Source organism: Pseudomonas sp. LBUM1671 (genome assembly GCF_059695685.1).
Genome location: NZ_CP166782.1, coordinates 2316610 through 2331155 on the forward strand (window position 1 = coordinate 2316610; position 14546 = coordinate 2331155).

Below are 14546 nucleotides of genomic sequence, written 5' to 3' on the forward strand. Positions count from 1 at the left end.
ACTGTTGAACGGCACCTTCGGGTGCCGTTCTTGTTTAACGCTCACTTTCACGTTTCAGCGACTGGCGCACGGCTTTCAGAATCGGGAGGTCGAAGGCATTGTGTCCGGCGAAGAGTAGCCGGCACCGTAGCGGCTGGCGCTGCCGAAGCCACCGCACGCTGGACATGCCGAAGGTGTCTCTGATGCCTTGGATCACTTCAGTATGGGCATCAAGCGAAGGCGCTTCGTCCGCGCGTGTGAAGAAGTACTGGTTTACGTGGTAATGCAATTCCAGGCGGATAGCGCGCACGGCTTCGTCGTCCACGAATTCTTCGAGTGCGCTCGGCTGCATCGATTGTCCGCTCAATTGCAAAGTCGCCCTTAACCAGTGGAGGGCCGCCTGACGCTGCTGGATTGCGCAGCCATTGTCCAGGAGTTGGTAGATCGCACCGGCACTGACGGCGCATGCCCCATGTGCCATGGCTGACAGGCCGTCATTCAAGGTTTGATCGTAGGCATTTACGTTGGCTGCAAACGGTACGAATACTGAGACCAGTGTGGTTTTCAGAACGGCCTCTGGATAGCGTTGCTGGTATTGAATGGCCAGCCAGCTGCCCCATGAGACGCCGAGCATGCTGATTTTTTCGAACCCCAGATGCTGCCGCAGGGCATCGATGTCTTCGACGCAAAGCCCGGTGTCGTTGTGTTGGCGTTCGCCGTGGGGAACGGAGCGGCCGCAGCCGCGCTGGTCGAACAGGATAATGTCGAAACAGCGTTCATCGAAGAACTTGAGATGACGGCTGTCGCTGCAACCCCCCGGTCCGCCATGCAGGAAAAATATCGGTTCGCCACCGGGTGTGCCGTGCCGCTCCCAATAGAGTTGGTGACCGTCGCCGGTCGAGTAGTAGCCACTGTTCACCATTAGGCGGGTGTCCTCAGCCTGTAGAATTGAAACAGTTCTGTGTGGCCGGGCCGGGCCGCTACGCTGGATATCAGTTCAAGCTTCAGCGCCTGCGCCATATAGGGCACGGCGATCAGTACCGGCGTATGGCCGAAAAGGAGAATCGTGCCACCCGGTTTAACGCCGGCTGCCATATCGAGGAGAGCTCGCTGCGCGTCCTTGCGCGTCATCACTTCGGCATTGAGGAAACGAATGATCAGCACATCGCATTGAATACCTGTTGTCGCGATGTGGTGGGCATCGGCCAGGTAGAACCGGGCGGCTGAAGTGCCATGATGCTTTTTGGCATAGTCAATCATCGACGCTGAGCGATCAGACCCCAGGCATTGGCGATCCGGGAGTTCGCCAGCGAGGTGCGCGATGAACTCGCCCGTCGAACACGCCGGGTCATGGATCACCGCGCCGGGCGATGACAGGGTTTTGAGCAGGCTTGTGCAATGCTGGCGAAAATGCCCTTCGTCAGCATCCAGCTGTGTGGCGAGCGATTCATTGCATTGCCAATACTCGGGCGGGCAGACGCACTCTCGGCCGCTGTCATCCATGGCAGGAAACGGAAAACTCACTTCGCTGCCCGACTGCGTCAATGCGTTATGGAACGCGGTTTCTTTCTCCTGCGCAGTTACCGCACGGAAATAGATCACGGTGCCTTGATTGCCCCATTGCCATTGCACCAGCGGTCCGAGCAGCATCCAGGGTTGGAGCACGCTGCTGATGTGCCAGCCGACCGTCTCGCTGTATTGCAGGACTTTGCGGCCGACCCATTCGTTGCCGCCGACACGCAATACAAACACATGATGCAGGCCCGAGCCGAAGGGTTCGATGAAGCGATCGAGCTCGCCCGGCGATGCCTTGCGCCGGGGGAATGATTGAGCGAGGTGGTGTTCTCGACAAAGGGCAGGGGTCATGCTGCCACTCCCTGATTCCTTTGCAGGCGCCGCCCTCGTGCCTGCGGTATCACCACATTGCCACTGGACACCACAAAAAAACGCTCCAGCCCCGGAATGACGACGTTGACCAGCGTGGTCCCCAGCGAGGTTTGATGGAGTTGGGTGACCCCCAGCGCGCGCCCATGCTGGTGGAGATCTTCTGCCAGCAAGTTGATTTGCTCGGCCAACGGGCGTTCATTGATTGTTTCGGGTAAGTCGACCGTGACTTGCTCGCACAAGGTAAGCAGTGGATACAGGTCGAATTGCAGGCAGCGGAGCAGGCGAGGAAATTTGCTCAAGTGCCGTTGCGCGTTACTCAGGTAGTGTTGCAATTCTGGCTCCGAGGCCCCGTGATGGAGTTGGACGAGTTCGGTCAGCGCCCGCCAGGCGCCATGTCGGGCGCTGATCGAACTACCGCTGCCGAACACGCGAGGATGGGTGCCAGGTTCGGTTGAGAACGCCAGAAAGGTGTGTGGCAGGAATTCAGTGCTGATGTCGATCAGGATGATTTCCGCTCCGATCTCCGCTTCGGCATCCGACCACAGTTGGCCCAATTGTTCGTGATCTGCCACGCGACCGACCCGGCGCAGCACAGGCCGGTTCTCGTAGTAAAAATGCTCCAGCAGAAACAACGAAACCGCATCGCGCTCGATGCATTCATTTGCCGCATGCAAGACCGCTTCGTCGTAGCTCGCGCCAATGGCCGTTCCACTGTTAGAGGCATAGCGCCGTAATACACCGTAGTTCGTAGAGTCTTGTTCCAGTGGCTGGCGTGAATAGTCGGGAGTGCATAATGCAACGGGGTAAGAGAATAAAGTTTTTTTGAATATGTCCGTGTAAGTTCTGCAGGCTGTCAAAGCATCGGGTTGGTCGGTGAGAGTAGAAAGAACCGTGTCATCGACAAATAGTGGAGAGTCAGAAAAGTAGTGCGGGGCAATGCAGTGAATATCGCAGGCGCTGACGTGGTCACTTAGATGGTGTTCCAGTGTTTCGTAAAGTGCACCCACCTGGGCGTGATGGAGGTAACCTTTTCCCGCTCCCCTGGCGATGCCCTGTTGATTGCCAGCACTCGCCGAGACATGCACCGCGACAATTTTTTGCCCGAGTATGCGGGGTTCTGCGCGAAGCCCCAGGTTTTCCAATTCGGCGTGAATCCTCTTTTCAGCCTGCGCAAGGGTGAGTTCTCGTTCTACACGTGTAAAGTTATCCATCGTTCCCTCCCTTGAAAAACGGGGGGCATTGGCCCCCCGCTTTCTTAAACGGCTTCCAGTTCTGCTTGTTCATCCTCGGTCAGTTGCAGTTGTTCAATTTGCTCTGCTGTGGGGGTGTCCTGTTGTTCCAGGTCGATAACTTTGTTTGCGTTCCAGCTGACAAGGTAACCCATGGGTAAACTCTCTTTTTTGTTGGATAGTGGAGTGCTTAATCAAGCACGGAGCAACTGTATAAGTTGAAAGTTGGTCGGTCAAAAGTGACGTGGAGTTACGGTGTCGTTATTTCTGGTGTGAGGAAATACATGCACATTAATCCGCGATTGACGACTTTGATTCGTAAACAGGGGTGGACGCCGAATAAACGCCGCATTTGCTGCAGCGAAGGGGGAAATGGGATGTGGGAAAATTCAGATAGTTGGGTAGCCAGCTCGCAATGATTAGTTCGTTTTCGTTCCTTTACAGGTGGTAAGCGGAGACTTTTCCTATCGCGTTTGAAGTTTCTTCAGGCAGCGGTGCGGTTTTACCCTTCGAATTCAACCGGCAGAAGCCTTTGCTGTCTGCACAAATGAAAACGCCCCGAACAAGTCGGGGCGTTTTTCTTGAAACCACCTTCAGTGCCTTTTCACTCAGGTTTGAGAGGTGCCGTTTTTGTTTGTGCCAGCTCCACCGCTTTAGCGAGCAGGTCGAACCGTCATTCCGGGCGACGATCCGGTGAACGGGTCATTAAAGATGGCACAGACAATTCAAGTCAGCGCCGCCAGTTGCGCTACTGTCTGCGGAAAGCGTTCAACCAGGCGAATCAGTGTCGTGGCTTGGGCATTGGGTACTGCCCGACCCTGTTCCCAGTTTTCGAGGGTTCGGGTGTTGGTGCGCAGATACATGGCGAACACCGACCGGGAAAGATTGAGCTGTTGGCGGATGGCTACCACTTCCTCGGCCGTGATGGGCACCAGTTTTGGCAATTGAACCTTGTGGGTTCGCAAAGTGATTTTGCCTTGGCGCTCCTCCGCCAGAGCATCGAGGCCATCCATCAGTTCGGAAAAAATGTCACGTTTCATAGTGGGATCTCGTATCGGCTTCTCTATTGGATGCTTCTCGTGTTTCAACGCGCATGAGGGAAGCAATGGCAGCAACCCTTCGAAGGCATCCAGCAGTTCGTCTGACAGAGGAGCATCGAAGTCAGCGGGAAGCACAAGTTTGCCCTTCATTGCTCCGATTCGTTGTTCGCGCAGTTCTTCACGTTTCATTGTTCGCTCTTGCATCGGTTCGTCTTCCAGCAGGCATTCACGATAGAGGCATTGCCTCAATTCTGGCTGTAGGACGAACCTGACAATCCCGCATGAGCTTTCTGGGATTGCAGAAGGAGGGCAGGGCAGCGGTAACAAATCCCACAAATGCAAAAACGGCACCCGAAGGTGCCGTTCTTGTTTGTAGCCAGATATCGCCGAGTGATCAGCCCGCCAGACCCGACTGCTGAACCAGAGTCAGCAGCGGTTGTGGGTAGACGCCGAGGAAGAATGCCACCAGAGCGATGGCCAGCAGCATTACGCCGCCTGCACGTTGTTCCCAGTGCAGTTGCGCATCGTGGCGACGCAGGTTCGGCTCGATCAGGTACAGGGTGACCATGACGCGCAGGTAGTAGAAGACGCCGATGGCGCTGCCCAGTACCAGGGAACCGACCAGCCACCATTGGTGCGACTCGACACCGGTGGCGATGATGTAGAACTTGCCGATGAAGCCCGCGGTGAGCGGGATACCGGCCAGGGACAGCATCATCACGGTCAGGACGGCGGTCAGGTACGGACGACGCCAGAACAGGCCGCGGTATTCGTACAGGGCATCCGCGTCACGGCCGTTGTACGGCGAGGACATCAGGGTGATCACGCCGAACGCGCCGAGGCTGGTGATCACGTAGGTGACCAGGTACACGCCGATGGCTTCCACGGCCAGACCCTTGCTCGCCACCAGGGCGATCAGCAGGTAGCCGAAGTGAGCGATGGACGAGTAACCCAGCAGACGCTTGAGGTTGCTCTGGGTCAGTGCCAGCAGGTTACCGAACAGGATCGACGCAATGGCGATGATGGTCAGCACGTCGCTCAGCACACCGCTGCTTGCTGCAGGCGAGATCTGGAACAGACGCACCATCACGGCAAACACAGCGACTTTCGACGCGGTGGCCAGGAACGCCGCCACCGGTGCCGGAGCACCTTCGTAAACGTCCGGGGTCCAGAGGTGGAACGGTACCAGCGACAGTTTGAACGCCAGACCGATCAGCATCATGCCCAGGCCCAGTTGTGCCAGGGAGCTCGGCAAGCCGGTGGCGGCCAGCGCTTGGCCGATACCGACAAAGCTCAGGCTGCCGGAGTCGGCGTAGAGCAGGGCCATACCGAACAACAGGAACGCAGAGCCGGCGGCCGACAACACCATGTACTTGATACCGGCTTCCAGCGAACGCTTGTTGAAGAAGGCATAAGCCACCAGACCGTAGACCGGTACCGAGAGCAGTTCCAGACCGATGAACAACCCGGCCAGGTGTTGCGCGCTGACCAGTACGAGGCCACCGGCGGCGGCCATCAGGATCAGCAGGTAAAGTTCTTCACGGTTGCCCGGGTAACCCGAACCGCCATCGCCGAGGTAGGCGTGGGCGAGGGTGACACAGGCGAGGGTGGCGACCAGGATCAGCGCCATGTACAAGCAGGCGAAGGTGTCGATCTGCAGCAACGGAGTCACGGCCAGAGGCGCGACTTTCAGGGCTGGCAGGATCGACAGCAACGCCAGGTTCAGACCCGCCACGGAAATCAGGAAGGTCTGCGAGTGGTTGCGGCGCCAGGCAATCGCCAGCATCACCACGATGATCGTGACGCTGGTGATCAACAACGGCGCAAGCGCGATAAAGTGTTGAGTCGTGAATTCCATAGCGCTCTTACCGGGCCGAAGCGAGTTGAGTGAAGGCGGTGCCGAGCCACTGCTGCACGCCATGCATCGTCGCGGCAGAGGTGTCGAGGAACGGTTGCGGGTACACGCCGATGTAAATCAGCAATGCCGCCAGACCGACCACCATGATCAGTTCGCGACCATCCATGCCATGCAACACCGCGTCCGACTTGGACGGGCCGAAGTAGGCACGGTGGATCATGATCAGCGAGTAGACCGAACCGAACACCAGACCGGACGTCGCGATGATGGTGATCCATGGGGCGGCCGGGAACGTGCCGATCAGAATCAGGAACTCACCGACGAAGTTACCGGTGCCCGGCAAGCCCAGGGACGCGGCGGCAAAGAACAGGCTGATGGCCGGCAGGTAAGCGATCTTCGACCACAGGCCACCCATTTCACGCATGTCGCGGGTGTGGGTGCGCTCGTACAGCTGACCGCTGAGGATAAAGAGTGCCGCGGCCGACAGACCGTGCGCCAGCATCTGCATCACTGCACCCTGCAGCGCCAGTTGGCTGCCGGAGTAGATGCCGATCAACACGAAACCCATGTGGGAAACGGAGGAGTAGGCGATCAGACGCTTGATGTCGGTTTGTGCAAAGGCCAGGAACGCACCGTAGAAGATCCCGATCAGACCCAGGGTCATGGCGATCGGCGCAAACTCGGCCGAGGCATTCGGGAACAGCGGCAGGGCGAAACGCAGCAGGCCGTAAGCCGCGGTCTTCAACAAGATACCGGCCAGGTCGACCGAACCCGCTGTTGGCGCCTGGGCGTGAGCATCAGGCAGCCAGGAGTGGAACGGTACGACTGGCAGCTTCACCGCGAAGGCGATGAAGAAGCCGAGCATCAGGATGTACTCGGTAGTGAGCGACATCTTGGTTTTCAGCAGGTCGGCGTAGTTGAACGTGATCACGCCGGTGCTGTTGAAGTTGACCAGCACCAGGCCCAGGATCGCCACCAACATGATCAGGCCGGACGCCTGAGTGAAGATGAAGAACTTGGTCGCCGCGTAGATCCGGGTTTTCTTGCCGTCCGAAGAACTGTGACCCCAGAGCGCGATGAGGAAGTACATCGGCACCAGCATCATTTCCCAGAAGAAGAAGAACATGAACAGGTCGAGGGCGAGGAACACGCCGACGACACCGCCCAGGATCCACATCAGGTTCAAGTGGAAGAAGCCAACGTGACGCTGGATCTCTTTCCACGAGCAGAGTACCGAGAGGATACCCAGCAGACCGGTCAACAGGATCATCAACAGCGACAGGCCGTCGAGGGCCAGGTGCACGCTGATGCCGAAGCGCTCGATCCAGATGTGCTTGAACTCAAGCGCCCAGGTCGGATCGGCGCCAGGCGCCGGAGCAAATGAATAATCACCGTGGGCCCACAGCCAGAGGCCGAGCGCGAGTTCCAGGGTCATGGTCAACAGCGCAATCCAGCGGGGGAGGGTCGCGCCGAAGCGCTCACCCATCCAGCACAGCAGGCCGCCGATGAAGGGGATCAGGATTAGCCAAGGCAGAATCATGACGGGCTCAATTCCTTTCGCAAGTTCGCAAGGTTCATATCAGACCGCTACCAGCACGATGGCGCCGATGACCAGCACGGAGCCGGCTGCCATCGATGCCGCGTACCAACGCAGTTGACCGGTTTCGGTACGGCTCAGGGCGGTGTGACCGCCTTTGGCCATACGCGGGATCAGACCGATGGTCTGGTCGAGCGGGTCTCTGCGCAGTGCGTGGCTGATCGCAAGGTATGGCTTGACGAACAGTTTGTCGTAGATCCAGTCGAAGCCCCAGGCAGCGAACCACCAGGCCGAAAGGAAGCGGCCGATGCCGCTGTTGGCGATTGCAGTGACGAAACGACGCTTGCCGAGGAACAGCAGCGCGGCCAGCAGGATACCGGCTAGGGCGATGGCGCCCGAGGCGATTTCCAGACTGTGCTTGGCTTCGCCGCCGGCATGGCCGACGCTTTCCGGCAGCACACCGTGCAGTGGCGGAACGATCATGGCGCCGACGAAGGTCGACAGCACGATCAGCACCGACAGCGGCAACCAGTGAGCGATGCCGTGACCGGCGTGCGCTTCGGTCTTCGCTTCACCGTGGAACGCGATGAAGATCAGGCGGAAGGTGTACAGCGAAGTCATGAACGCGCCCACCAGACCTGCGTAAAGCAGACCGTGGTTGCCGCTGGCAAACGCTTCCCAGAGGATTTCGTCCTTGGAGTAGAAGCCTGCGGTCACCAGTGGCAGGGCCGACAGTGCCGCGCCGCCGACGATGAAGCTGGCGTAGGCCAGCGGCAGTTTCTTCCACAGGCCGCCCATCTTGAAGATGTTCTGCTCGTGGTGGCAGGCAACGATCACCGCACCGGACGCAAGGAACAGCAGCGCCTTGAAGAAGGCGTGGGTCATCAGGTGGAAGATCGCGCCATCCCATGCGCCAACGCCCAGCGCCAGGAACATGTAGCCGATCTGGCTCATGGTCGAGTAGGCGAGGATACGTTTGATGTCGGTCTGAACCAGTGCGGCAAAACCGGCCAGCACCAGGGTCACACCGCCAACGACGCCAACGAGGTGCAGGATGTCCGGCGCCAGGGCAAACAGACCGTGGGTACGGGCGATCAGGTAGACACCGGCGGTTACCATCGTTGCGGCGTGAATCAGTGCCGAAACCGGAGTAGGACCGGCCATCGCGTCCGCCAGCCAGGTTTGCAGCGGCAGTTGCGCGGATTTACCGACAGCGCCGCCCAGCAGCATCAGGGTGGCCATGACCATCCAGAAGTCGCCGGCCTGGAATTTCTGCGGTGCCAGCACCAGCAATTCCTGGATGTTCAGCGTGCCCAACTGTTGGAACAGGATGAACAGGCCGATCGCCATGAACACGTCGCCGATACGGGTGACGATGAAGGCTTTCAGTGCCGCGTTACCGTTGTTGCGGTTGCTGTAGTAGAAACCGATCAACAGGTACGAGCACAGGCCCACACCTTCCCAACCGAAGTACAGGAACAACAGGTTATCGCCCAGGACCAGGAACAGCATGCTGGCGATAAACAGGTTGGTGTAGGCGAAGAAGCGCGAGTAACCGGCCTCACCGCGCATGTACCAGGACGCGAACAGGTGGATCAGGAAGCCGACGCCGACGACCACACCGAGCATGGTCAGGGACAGACCATCCAGGTACAGCGCGAAGTTAGGCGTGAAGCCTTCCACCGCCATCCACTGCCACAACACTTGGGTGTAGTGACCGCCTTCAGGTGGCGCAACGTTGAATTGCCAGATCACGTAAGCCGTGACGATGGCAGACAGGCCGATGGAACCGACGCCAATCAGCGCCGACAGGTTTTCCGAAAAGCGGCCGCGTGAGAACGACAGCAGCAGGAAACCTATGAGAGGGAATACGAAAGTCAGATAGAGAAGATTCATCCGCGCATCTCGCTGGCAGCGTCGATATCGAGAGTGTGGAAGCGGCGATACAGCTGCAACAGAATCGCCAGGCCAATACTGGCCTCGGCGGCTGCCAGGCTGATCACCAGGATGAACATGATCTGTCCATCCGGCTGACCCCAGCGGCTACCGGCGACGATGAAGGCCAAGGCGGAGGCATTCATCATGATCTCCAGGCTCATCAGCACGAAGAGAATGTTGCGGCGGACCATCAGGCCGACCAGACCGAGGCAGAACAAGATGCCGGCGACCGCCAGACCATGCTCCAGAGGGATAGCAGGCATCGTCATTGCTCCTTGGCTTCGTTACGGCCCAAGTGGAACGCCGTGACGGCTGCGGCAAGCAGCAGCATCGAGGCGAGTTCGACCACCAGCAGATAAGGACCGAACAGGCTGATGCCCACGGCCTTGGCGTCTACGGTGGTGTGGCCGATGGCCTCACCGCTGGAGTGGCTGAACAGCACGTACAGCAGTTCAACCAGCAGCAGGGTGCCGAGGGCGACCGGGCCGAGCCAGATGCCGGGCTTGAGCCAGACGCGCTCTTGCTGAACCGAGGCGGGACCGAGGTTCAGCATCATCACCACGAACACGAACAGCACCATGATGGCGCCAGCGTAGGCGATCACTTCCAGAACACCGGCAAACGGTGCGCCGAGGGCGAAGAACGTCATGGCCACGGCGATTAGCGAAATGATCAGGTAGAGCAGGGCGTGCACAGGGTTGGTGTTGGTGATCACGCGAAGCGTGGACACCACAGCGATACCCGATGCGAAATAGAAAGCGAATTCCATCTTTCTTCCTTAAGGCAGCAAGCTCTTCACGTTGATCGGCTGGGCTTCATTCTGCGCGGAGCCTTTCGGCTTCCCGGCAATCGCCATACCTGCAACACGATAGAAGTTGTAATCAGGGTTTTTGCCGGGGCCGGAGATCAACAGATCTTCTTTCTCGTAAACCAGGTCCTGACGTTTGAACTCGGCCATCTCGAAATCCGGTGTCAGCTGGATCGCGGTGGTCGGGCAGGCTTCCTCGCAGAGGCCGCAGAAAATGCAGCGCGAGAAGTTGATGCGGAAGAAGTCCGGGTACCAGCGACCGTCTTCGGTTTCAGCTTTCTGCAGCGAGATGCAGCCAACCGGGCACGCCACGGCGCACAGGTTGCAGGCAACACAACGCTCTTCGCCATCAGGGTCGCGGGTCAGGACGATACGCCCACGAAAGCGCGGCGGCAGGTACACGGCTTCTTCCGGATACTGCAGCGTGTCGCGCTTGCGGAAGGCATGGCCGAAGATCATCACCAGGCTGCGAAGCTGGGTGAAGAAGCCATGCACGATGTCAAATATGTACTTCATGATTCTCTATCCTCACTGAGCCGCGACGGCGGGCGTGTTGAGCAACACGATCGCAGCGGTCACCAGCATGTTGACGAGGGTCAGCGGCAGGCAGAACTTCCAGCTGAAATCCATCACTTGGTCATACCGTGGGCGCGGGATCGAGGCGCGCAGCAGGATGAAGAACATGATGAAGAACGCGGTTTTCAGCGCGAACCAGATGAACGGGATCTGCGGCAGAATGCCGAACGGGCCGTGCCAGCCACCGAAGAACAAGGTCACCAGCAGCGCCGAAATCAACACGATGCCGATGTACTCGCCGACGAAGAACATGCCCCATTTCATGCCGGCGTATTCAATGTGGTAACCGTCGGCCAGTTCCTGCTCCGCTTCCGGCTGGTCGAACGGGTGACGGTGAGTCACGGCGACGCCGGCAATGAAGAAGGTCAGGAAACCGAAGATCTGCGGAATCACGAACCACAGGTTCTGCGCTTGATATTCAACGATGTCGCGCATGTTGAACGAGCCGACCTGGATCACGATGCCCATCAGCGACAGGCCCATGAACACTTCGTACGACACGGTTTGCGCCGAGGCCCGCAAGCTGCCCAACAAGGCGAACTTGTTGTTACTCGACCAGCCGGCGAACAACACCGCGTAGACCGACAGACCAGCCATGGCGAAGAAGAACAGGATGCCGATGTTGATGTCCGCCACACCCCAGGTTGGGGTGATCGGGATGATTGCGAAGGCAATCAGCAAGGCACTCATGGCCACGACCGGCGCCAACGTGAAGATCACCTTGTCGGCGAACGGCGGGGTCCAGTCTTCCTTGAAGAACATCTTTATCATGTCGGCCGCGATCTGGAACGCGCCGAACGGGCCGACGCGGTTCGGACCGTAACGGTCCTGCCAGAGGGCGAGCAGACGACGCTCGACCCAGCTCAGCAGCGCGCCGCACACCACCACGGCGAGCAGAATCACGATGGCCTTGAGGACCGCGATGATCACGTCAATCACTTCAGGCGTGAACCAGGTCATTGAGCTGCCTCCTGCAGACCGTCAACGGATTTGCCAAAGATCGCGGGCGGAATGCCGGCGATACCGGCCGGCAATGCGACCAGGCCGGCACCCAGCTCTTCGTTGATGCGCAGCGGCAGACGCAAGGTCTGGCCAGCAACGCTCAAGCTGAGCATGGCGCCGTCATTGACACCCAGGCGATCGGCTTCGGATTTGGCCAGCGACACGTAAGCGGCCGGAATGCGTTCCTGAACCGGTGCGGCTTTGGAAGAGTTTTCTTCGCTGCCGAACAAGTGGAAGAACGGTACGACTTGCCAGGTGCCCGGTGCCGGGTTGAACGCACGCGGAACAGCAGCGAACCAGTTCAGCGAATCACCGGTGCTTTCGATCAGGCGGGTGCCCGGGTCGCCAGCGCGGATGTGACCACCGACTTCGTCCTGGAACTTGTTCCAGGCTTGCGGCGAGTTCCAGCCCGGAGACCAGGCGAATGGCACTTGCTGACGCGGTTCGACCGAGCCCGAGTAACCTTCCATGGAGAACGAGAACGCAGTGTCGTTATCCTGGGAAGTACGCGGTTCGTGCACGCTGATGTCGGCGCGCATGGCGGTACGACCGGAGTAACGCAGCGGCTCGCGGGCCAGTTTCAGGCCTTTGATACGGAACGCGGCGGACGGTGCGGCATCGACGATGCGCGCCAGTTGCGGCGTGCTGGCGGCGCAGGCAGCAGTGACGTGGTCCAGTTGGGTCCAGTCGATCGGCTGGTTCAACAGGGTCGCGCGCAGGGCATGCAGCCAGCGCCAGCCTTCGTGAACCAGGATGCTCGCGTCGAGGTAAGTCGGGTCGAAGACCTGGAAGAAACGCTGGGCGCGGCCTTCCTGGCTGACCAGCGTACCGTCGCCTTCAGCGAAGCTGGCGGCTGGCAGGACCAGGTGCGCGCGATCGCTGGTGGCGGTCTTCTGATGGTCCGCCACGATCACCACTTTCGCGGCGTTCAGGGCAGCATCGACACGGGCTTTGTCGGTGCGGGTGTACAGATCGTTTTCCAGCACGACGATGGCGTCGGCCTTGCCGTCGATCACCGCTTGCAGCGCTTCGTCGACCGAGTTGCCACCGAGCATGGCCAGGCCAAGGCTGTTGGCCTCTGGCACGATCAGGCTGATGGAACCGTTCTTCTCGCGCAGCTTCAAGGCTTTGGCGATGTTGGCGGCGGCTTCGATCAGCGCCTTGGAACCCAACGAGGTGCCGGCGATGATCAATGGACGCTTGGCCGCGAGCAGGGCGTCAGCAATGCGCTTGGCCAGATCGAGGGCTTCAGTGTCGAGGCCTTCAACCGCTGGAGCGCTGGCGTCGAGGGCGTGAGCCACGGCGAAACCGATGCGGGCCAGGTCGTCCGGTGCTGCGTGAACGCATTCTTCAGCAATGTCGTCGAGCTTGGTTTCAGCCAGGCTGGCGATGAACAGCGGGTTCAGCGCGTGCTGACCGATGTTTTTCACTGCAGCGTCGAGCCAAGGTTGAACGCGCATGGCATCGGCCATGTCTTCGGCTTTGCCCTTGACCGATTGACGCAGGGACAGCGCCATACGGGCAGCGGTCTGGGTCAGGTCTTCGCCAAGCACGAAGATCGCATCGTGATCTTCGATGTCGCGCATGTTCGGGATCGGCAGCGGGCTGTCTTTCAACACCTGCATGACCAGACGAATGCGTTCCAGTTCGGCGGCTTCGATACCGGAGTAGAAGTGCTCAGCGCCGACCAGTTCGCGCAACGCGTAGTTGCTTTCGAGGCTGGCACGGGGCGAACCGATGCCGACGATGTTGCGACCGCGCAGCAGGTCAGCGGCTTTATCCAGTGCTTCGTCGAGGGTCAGCTTGGCGCCGTTGGCCAGCTTTGGCTGACGCGGGCGGTCTTCGCGGTTGACGTAGCCGTAGCCGAAACGGCCACGGTCGCACAGGAAGTACTGGTTTACCGAACCGTTGAAACGGTTTTCGATACGACGCAGTTCACCGTAGCGCTCGCCCGGAGAGATGTTGCAACCGCTGGAGCAGCCATGGCAGATGCTCGGCGAGAACTGCATGTCCCACTTGCGGTTGTAGCGCTCGGAGTGAGTCTTGTCGGTGAATACACCGGTCGGGCAGACCTCGGTAAGGTTGCCGGAGAACTCGCTTTCCAGGGTGCCGTCTTCAACGCGACCGAAGTACACGTTGTCGTGGGCGCCGAACACACCGAGGTCGGTGCCGCCAGCGTAATCCTTATAGAAGCGCACGCAGCGGTAGCAAGCGATGCAGCGGTTCATTTCGTGGGAAATGAACGGGCCCAGTTGCTGGTTCTGGTGAGTACGCTTGGTGAAGCGATAACGGCGCTCGTTGTGGCCGGTCATCACGGTCATGTCTTGCAGGTGGCAGTGACCGCCTTCTTCACAGACCGGGCAGTCGTGAGGGTGGTTGGTCATCAGCCATTCAACGACGCTGGCGCGAAACACTTTCGCTTCTTCGTCGTCGATGGAGATCCAGCTGCCGTCGGTGGCGGGCGTCATGCACGACATGACGATCCGACCACGCTTGTCGTTTTCGTCGGTGTACTGCTTGACCGCGCACTGGCGGCAAGCGCCAACGCTGCCTAGGGCTGGGTGCCAGCAGAAATAAGGGATATCGAGGCCTAGCGACAGACATGCCTGTAACAGGTTGTCTGCCCCGTCGACTTCGAGCTCTTTGCCGTCTACGTGGATAGTGGCCATGGTTCAAAGTTCTTCGTTGGCCC

13 protein-coding genes and 1 pseudogene are annotated in these 14546 nt (G+C 59.3%); all 14 read right to left on the minus strand.

The window, feature by feature from the left end:
* Positions 1 to 34: 34 nt before the first annotated feature.
* Positions 35 to 901: an alpha/beta fold hydrolase gene (locus ACA060_RS10590; RefSeq protein ID WP_497317090.1), complete on the minus strand. Its 867-nt coding sequence runs from the start codon at positions 899 to 901 to the stop codon at positions 35 to 37.
* The gene (locus ACA060_RS10595; protein WP_497317092.1) at positions 901 to 1845 is read right to left on the minus strand and encodes a class I SAM-dependent methyltransferase; all 945 of its coding nucleotides are present in this window, start codon (positions 1843 to 1845) and stop codon (positions 901 to 903) included. The genes ACA060_RS10590 and ACA060_RS10595 overlap by 1 nt, the downstream gene beginning before the upstream one ends.
* Positions 1842 to 3077 (minus strand): YcaO-like family protein, encoded by a 1236-nt coding sequence (locus ACA060_RS10600; RefSeq protein ID WP_497317094.1) that lies wholly within the window; start codon positions 3075 to 3077, stop codon positions 1842 to 1844. Before ACA060_RS10600 ends, ACA060_RS10595 begins: the two co-directional genes overlap by 4 nt.
* Before the next feature lie 44 nt (positions 3078 to 3121).
* Positions 3122 to 3250 (minus strand): hypothetical protein, encoded by a 129-nt coding sequence (locus tag ACA060_RS10605; RefSeq protein WP_256597498.1) that lies wholly within the window; start codon positions 3248 to 3250, stop codon positions 3122 to 3124.
* Between the two features lie 570 nt (positions 3251 to 3820).
* Positions 3821 to 4135, minus strand: a complete 315-nt coding sequence (locus tag ACA060_RS10610; protein ID WP_497318207.1) for a helix-turn-helix domain-containing protein — start codon at positions 4133 to 4135, stop codon at positions 3821 to 3823.
* 75 nt (positions 4136 to 4210) lie between these two features.
* Positions 4211 to 4300 (minus strand): annotated as a pseudogene (locus ACA060_RS10615) (type II toxin-antitoxin system prevent-host-death family antitoxin); the annotation flags it as partial.
* 229 nt (positions 4301 to 4529) lie between these two features.
* Positions 4530 to 5993: an NADH-quinone oxidoreductase subunit NuoN gene (gene nuoN, locus ACA060_RS10620; protein ID WP_497317096.1), complete on the minus strand. Its 1464-nt coding sequence runs from the start codon at positions 5991 to 5993 to the stop codon at positions 4530 to 4532.
* 7 nt (positions 5994 to 6000) lie between these two features.
* The gene (gene nuoM, locus ACA060_RS10625) at positions 6001 to 7533 is read right to left on the minus strand and encodes an NADH-quinone oxidoreductase subunit M (RefSeq protein ID WP_109629406.1); all 1533 of its coding nucleotides are present in this window, start codon (positions 7531 to 7533) and stop codon (positions 6001 to 6003) included.
* Between the two features lie 39 nt (positions 7534 to 7572).
* A complete protein-coding gene (nuoL, locus tag ACA060_RS10630) occupies positions 7573 to 9426 on the minus strand; it encodes an NADH-quinone oxidoreductase subunit L (protein ID WP_109629409.1) in 1854 nt (617 codons plus the stop codon).
* Positions 9423 to 9731 carry an NADH-quinone oxidoreductase subunit NuoK gene (nuoK, locus tag ACA060_RS10635; protein WP_010458852.1) on the minus strand — a complete coding sequence of 103 codons (309 nt, stop codon included), beginning with the start codon at positions 9729 to 9731 and terminating at the stop codon, positions 9423 to 9425. The genes nuoL and nuoK overlap by 4 nt, the downstream gene beginning before the upstream one ends.
* Positions 9732 to 9733: 2 nt before the next feature.
* Positions 9734 to 10237, minus strand: a complete 504-nt coding sequence (gene nuoJ / locus ACA060_RS10640) for an NADH-quinone oxidoreductase subunit J (protein WP_109629413.1) — start codon at positions 10235 to 10237, stop codon at positions 9734 to 9736.
* Between the two features lie 9 nt (positions 10238 to 10246).
* Positions 10247 to 10792, minus strand: a complete 546-nt coding sequence (nuoI, locus tag ACA060_RS10645) for an NADH-quinone oxidoreductase subunit NuoI (RefSeq protein ID WP_007905075.1) — start codon at positions 10790 to 10792, stop codon at positions 10247 to 10249.
* Between the two features lie 12 nt (positions 10793 to 10804).
* Positions 10805 to 11812, minus strand: a complete 1008-nt coding sequence (gene nuoH, locus ACA060_RS10650) for an NADH-quinone oxidoreductase subunit NuoH (protein WP_008146046.1) — start codon at positions 11810 to 11812, stop codon at positions 10805 to 10807.
* Positions 11809 to 14523, minus strand: coding sequence for an NADH-quinone oxidoreductase subunit NuoG (gene nuoG, locus ACA060_RS10655; RefSeq protein ID WP_497317099.1), 2715 nt, complete (start codon positions 14521 to 14523; stop codon positions 11809 to 11811). Before nuoG ends, nuoH begins: the two co-directional genes overlap by 4 nt.
* Between the last annotated feature and the right edge of the window lie 23 nt (positions 14524 to 14546).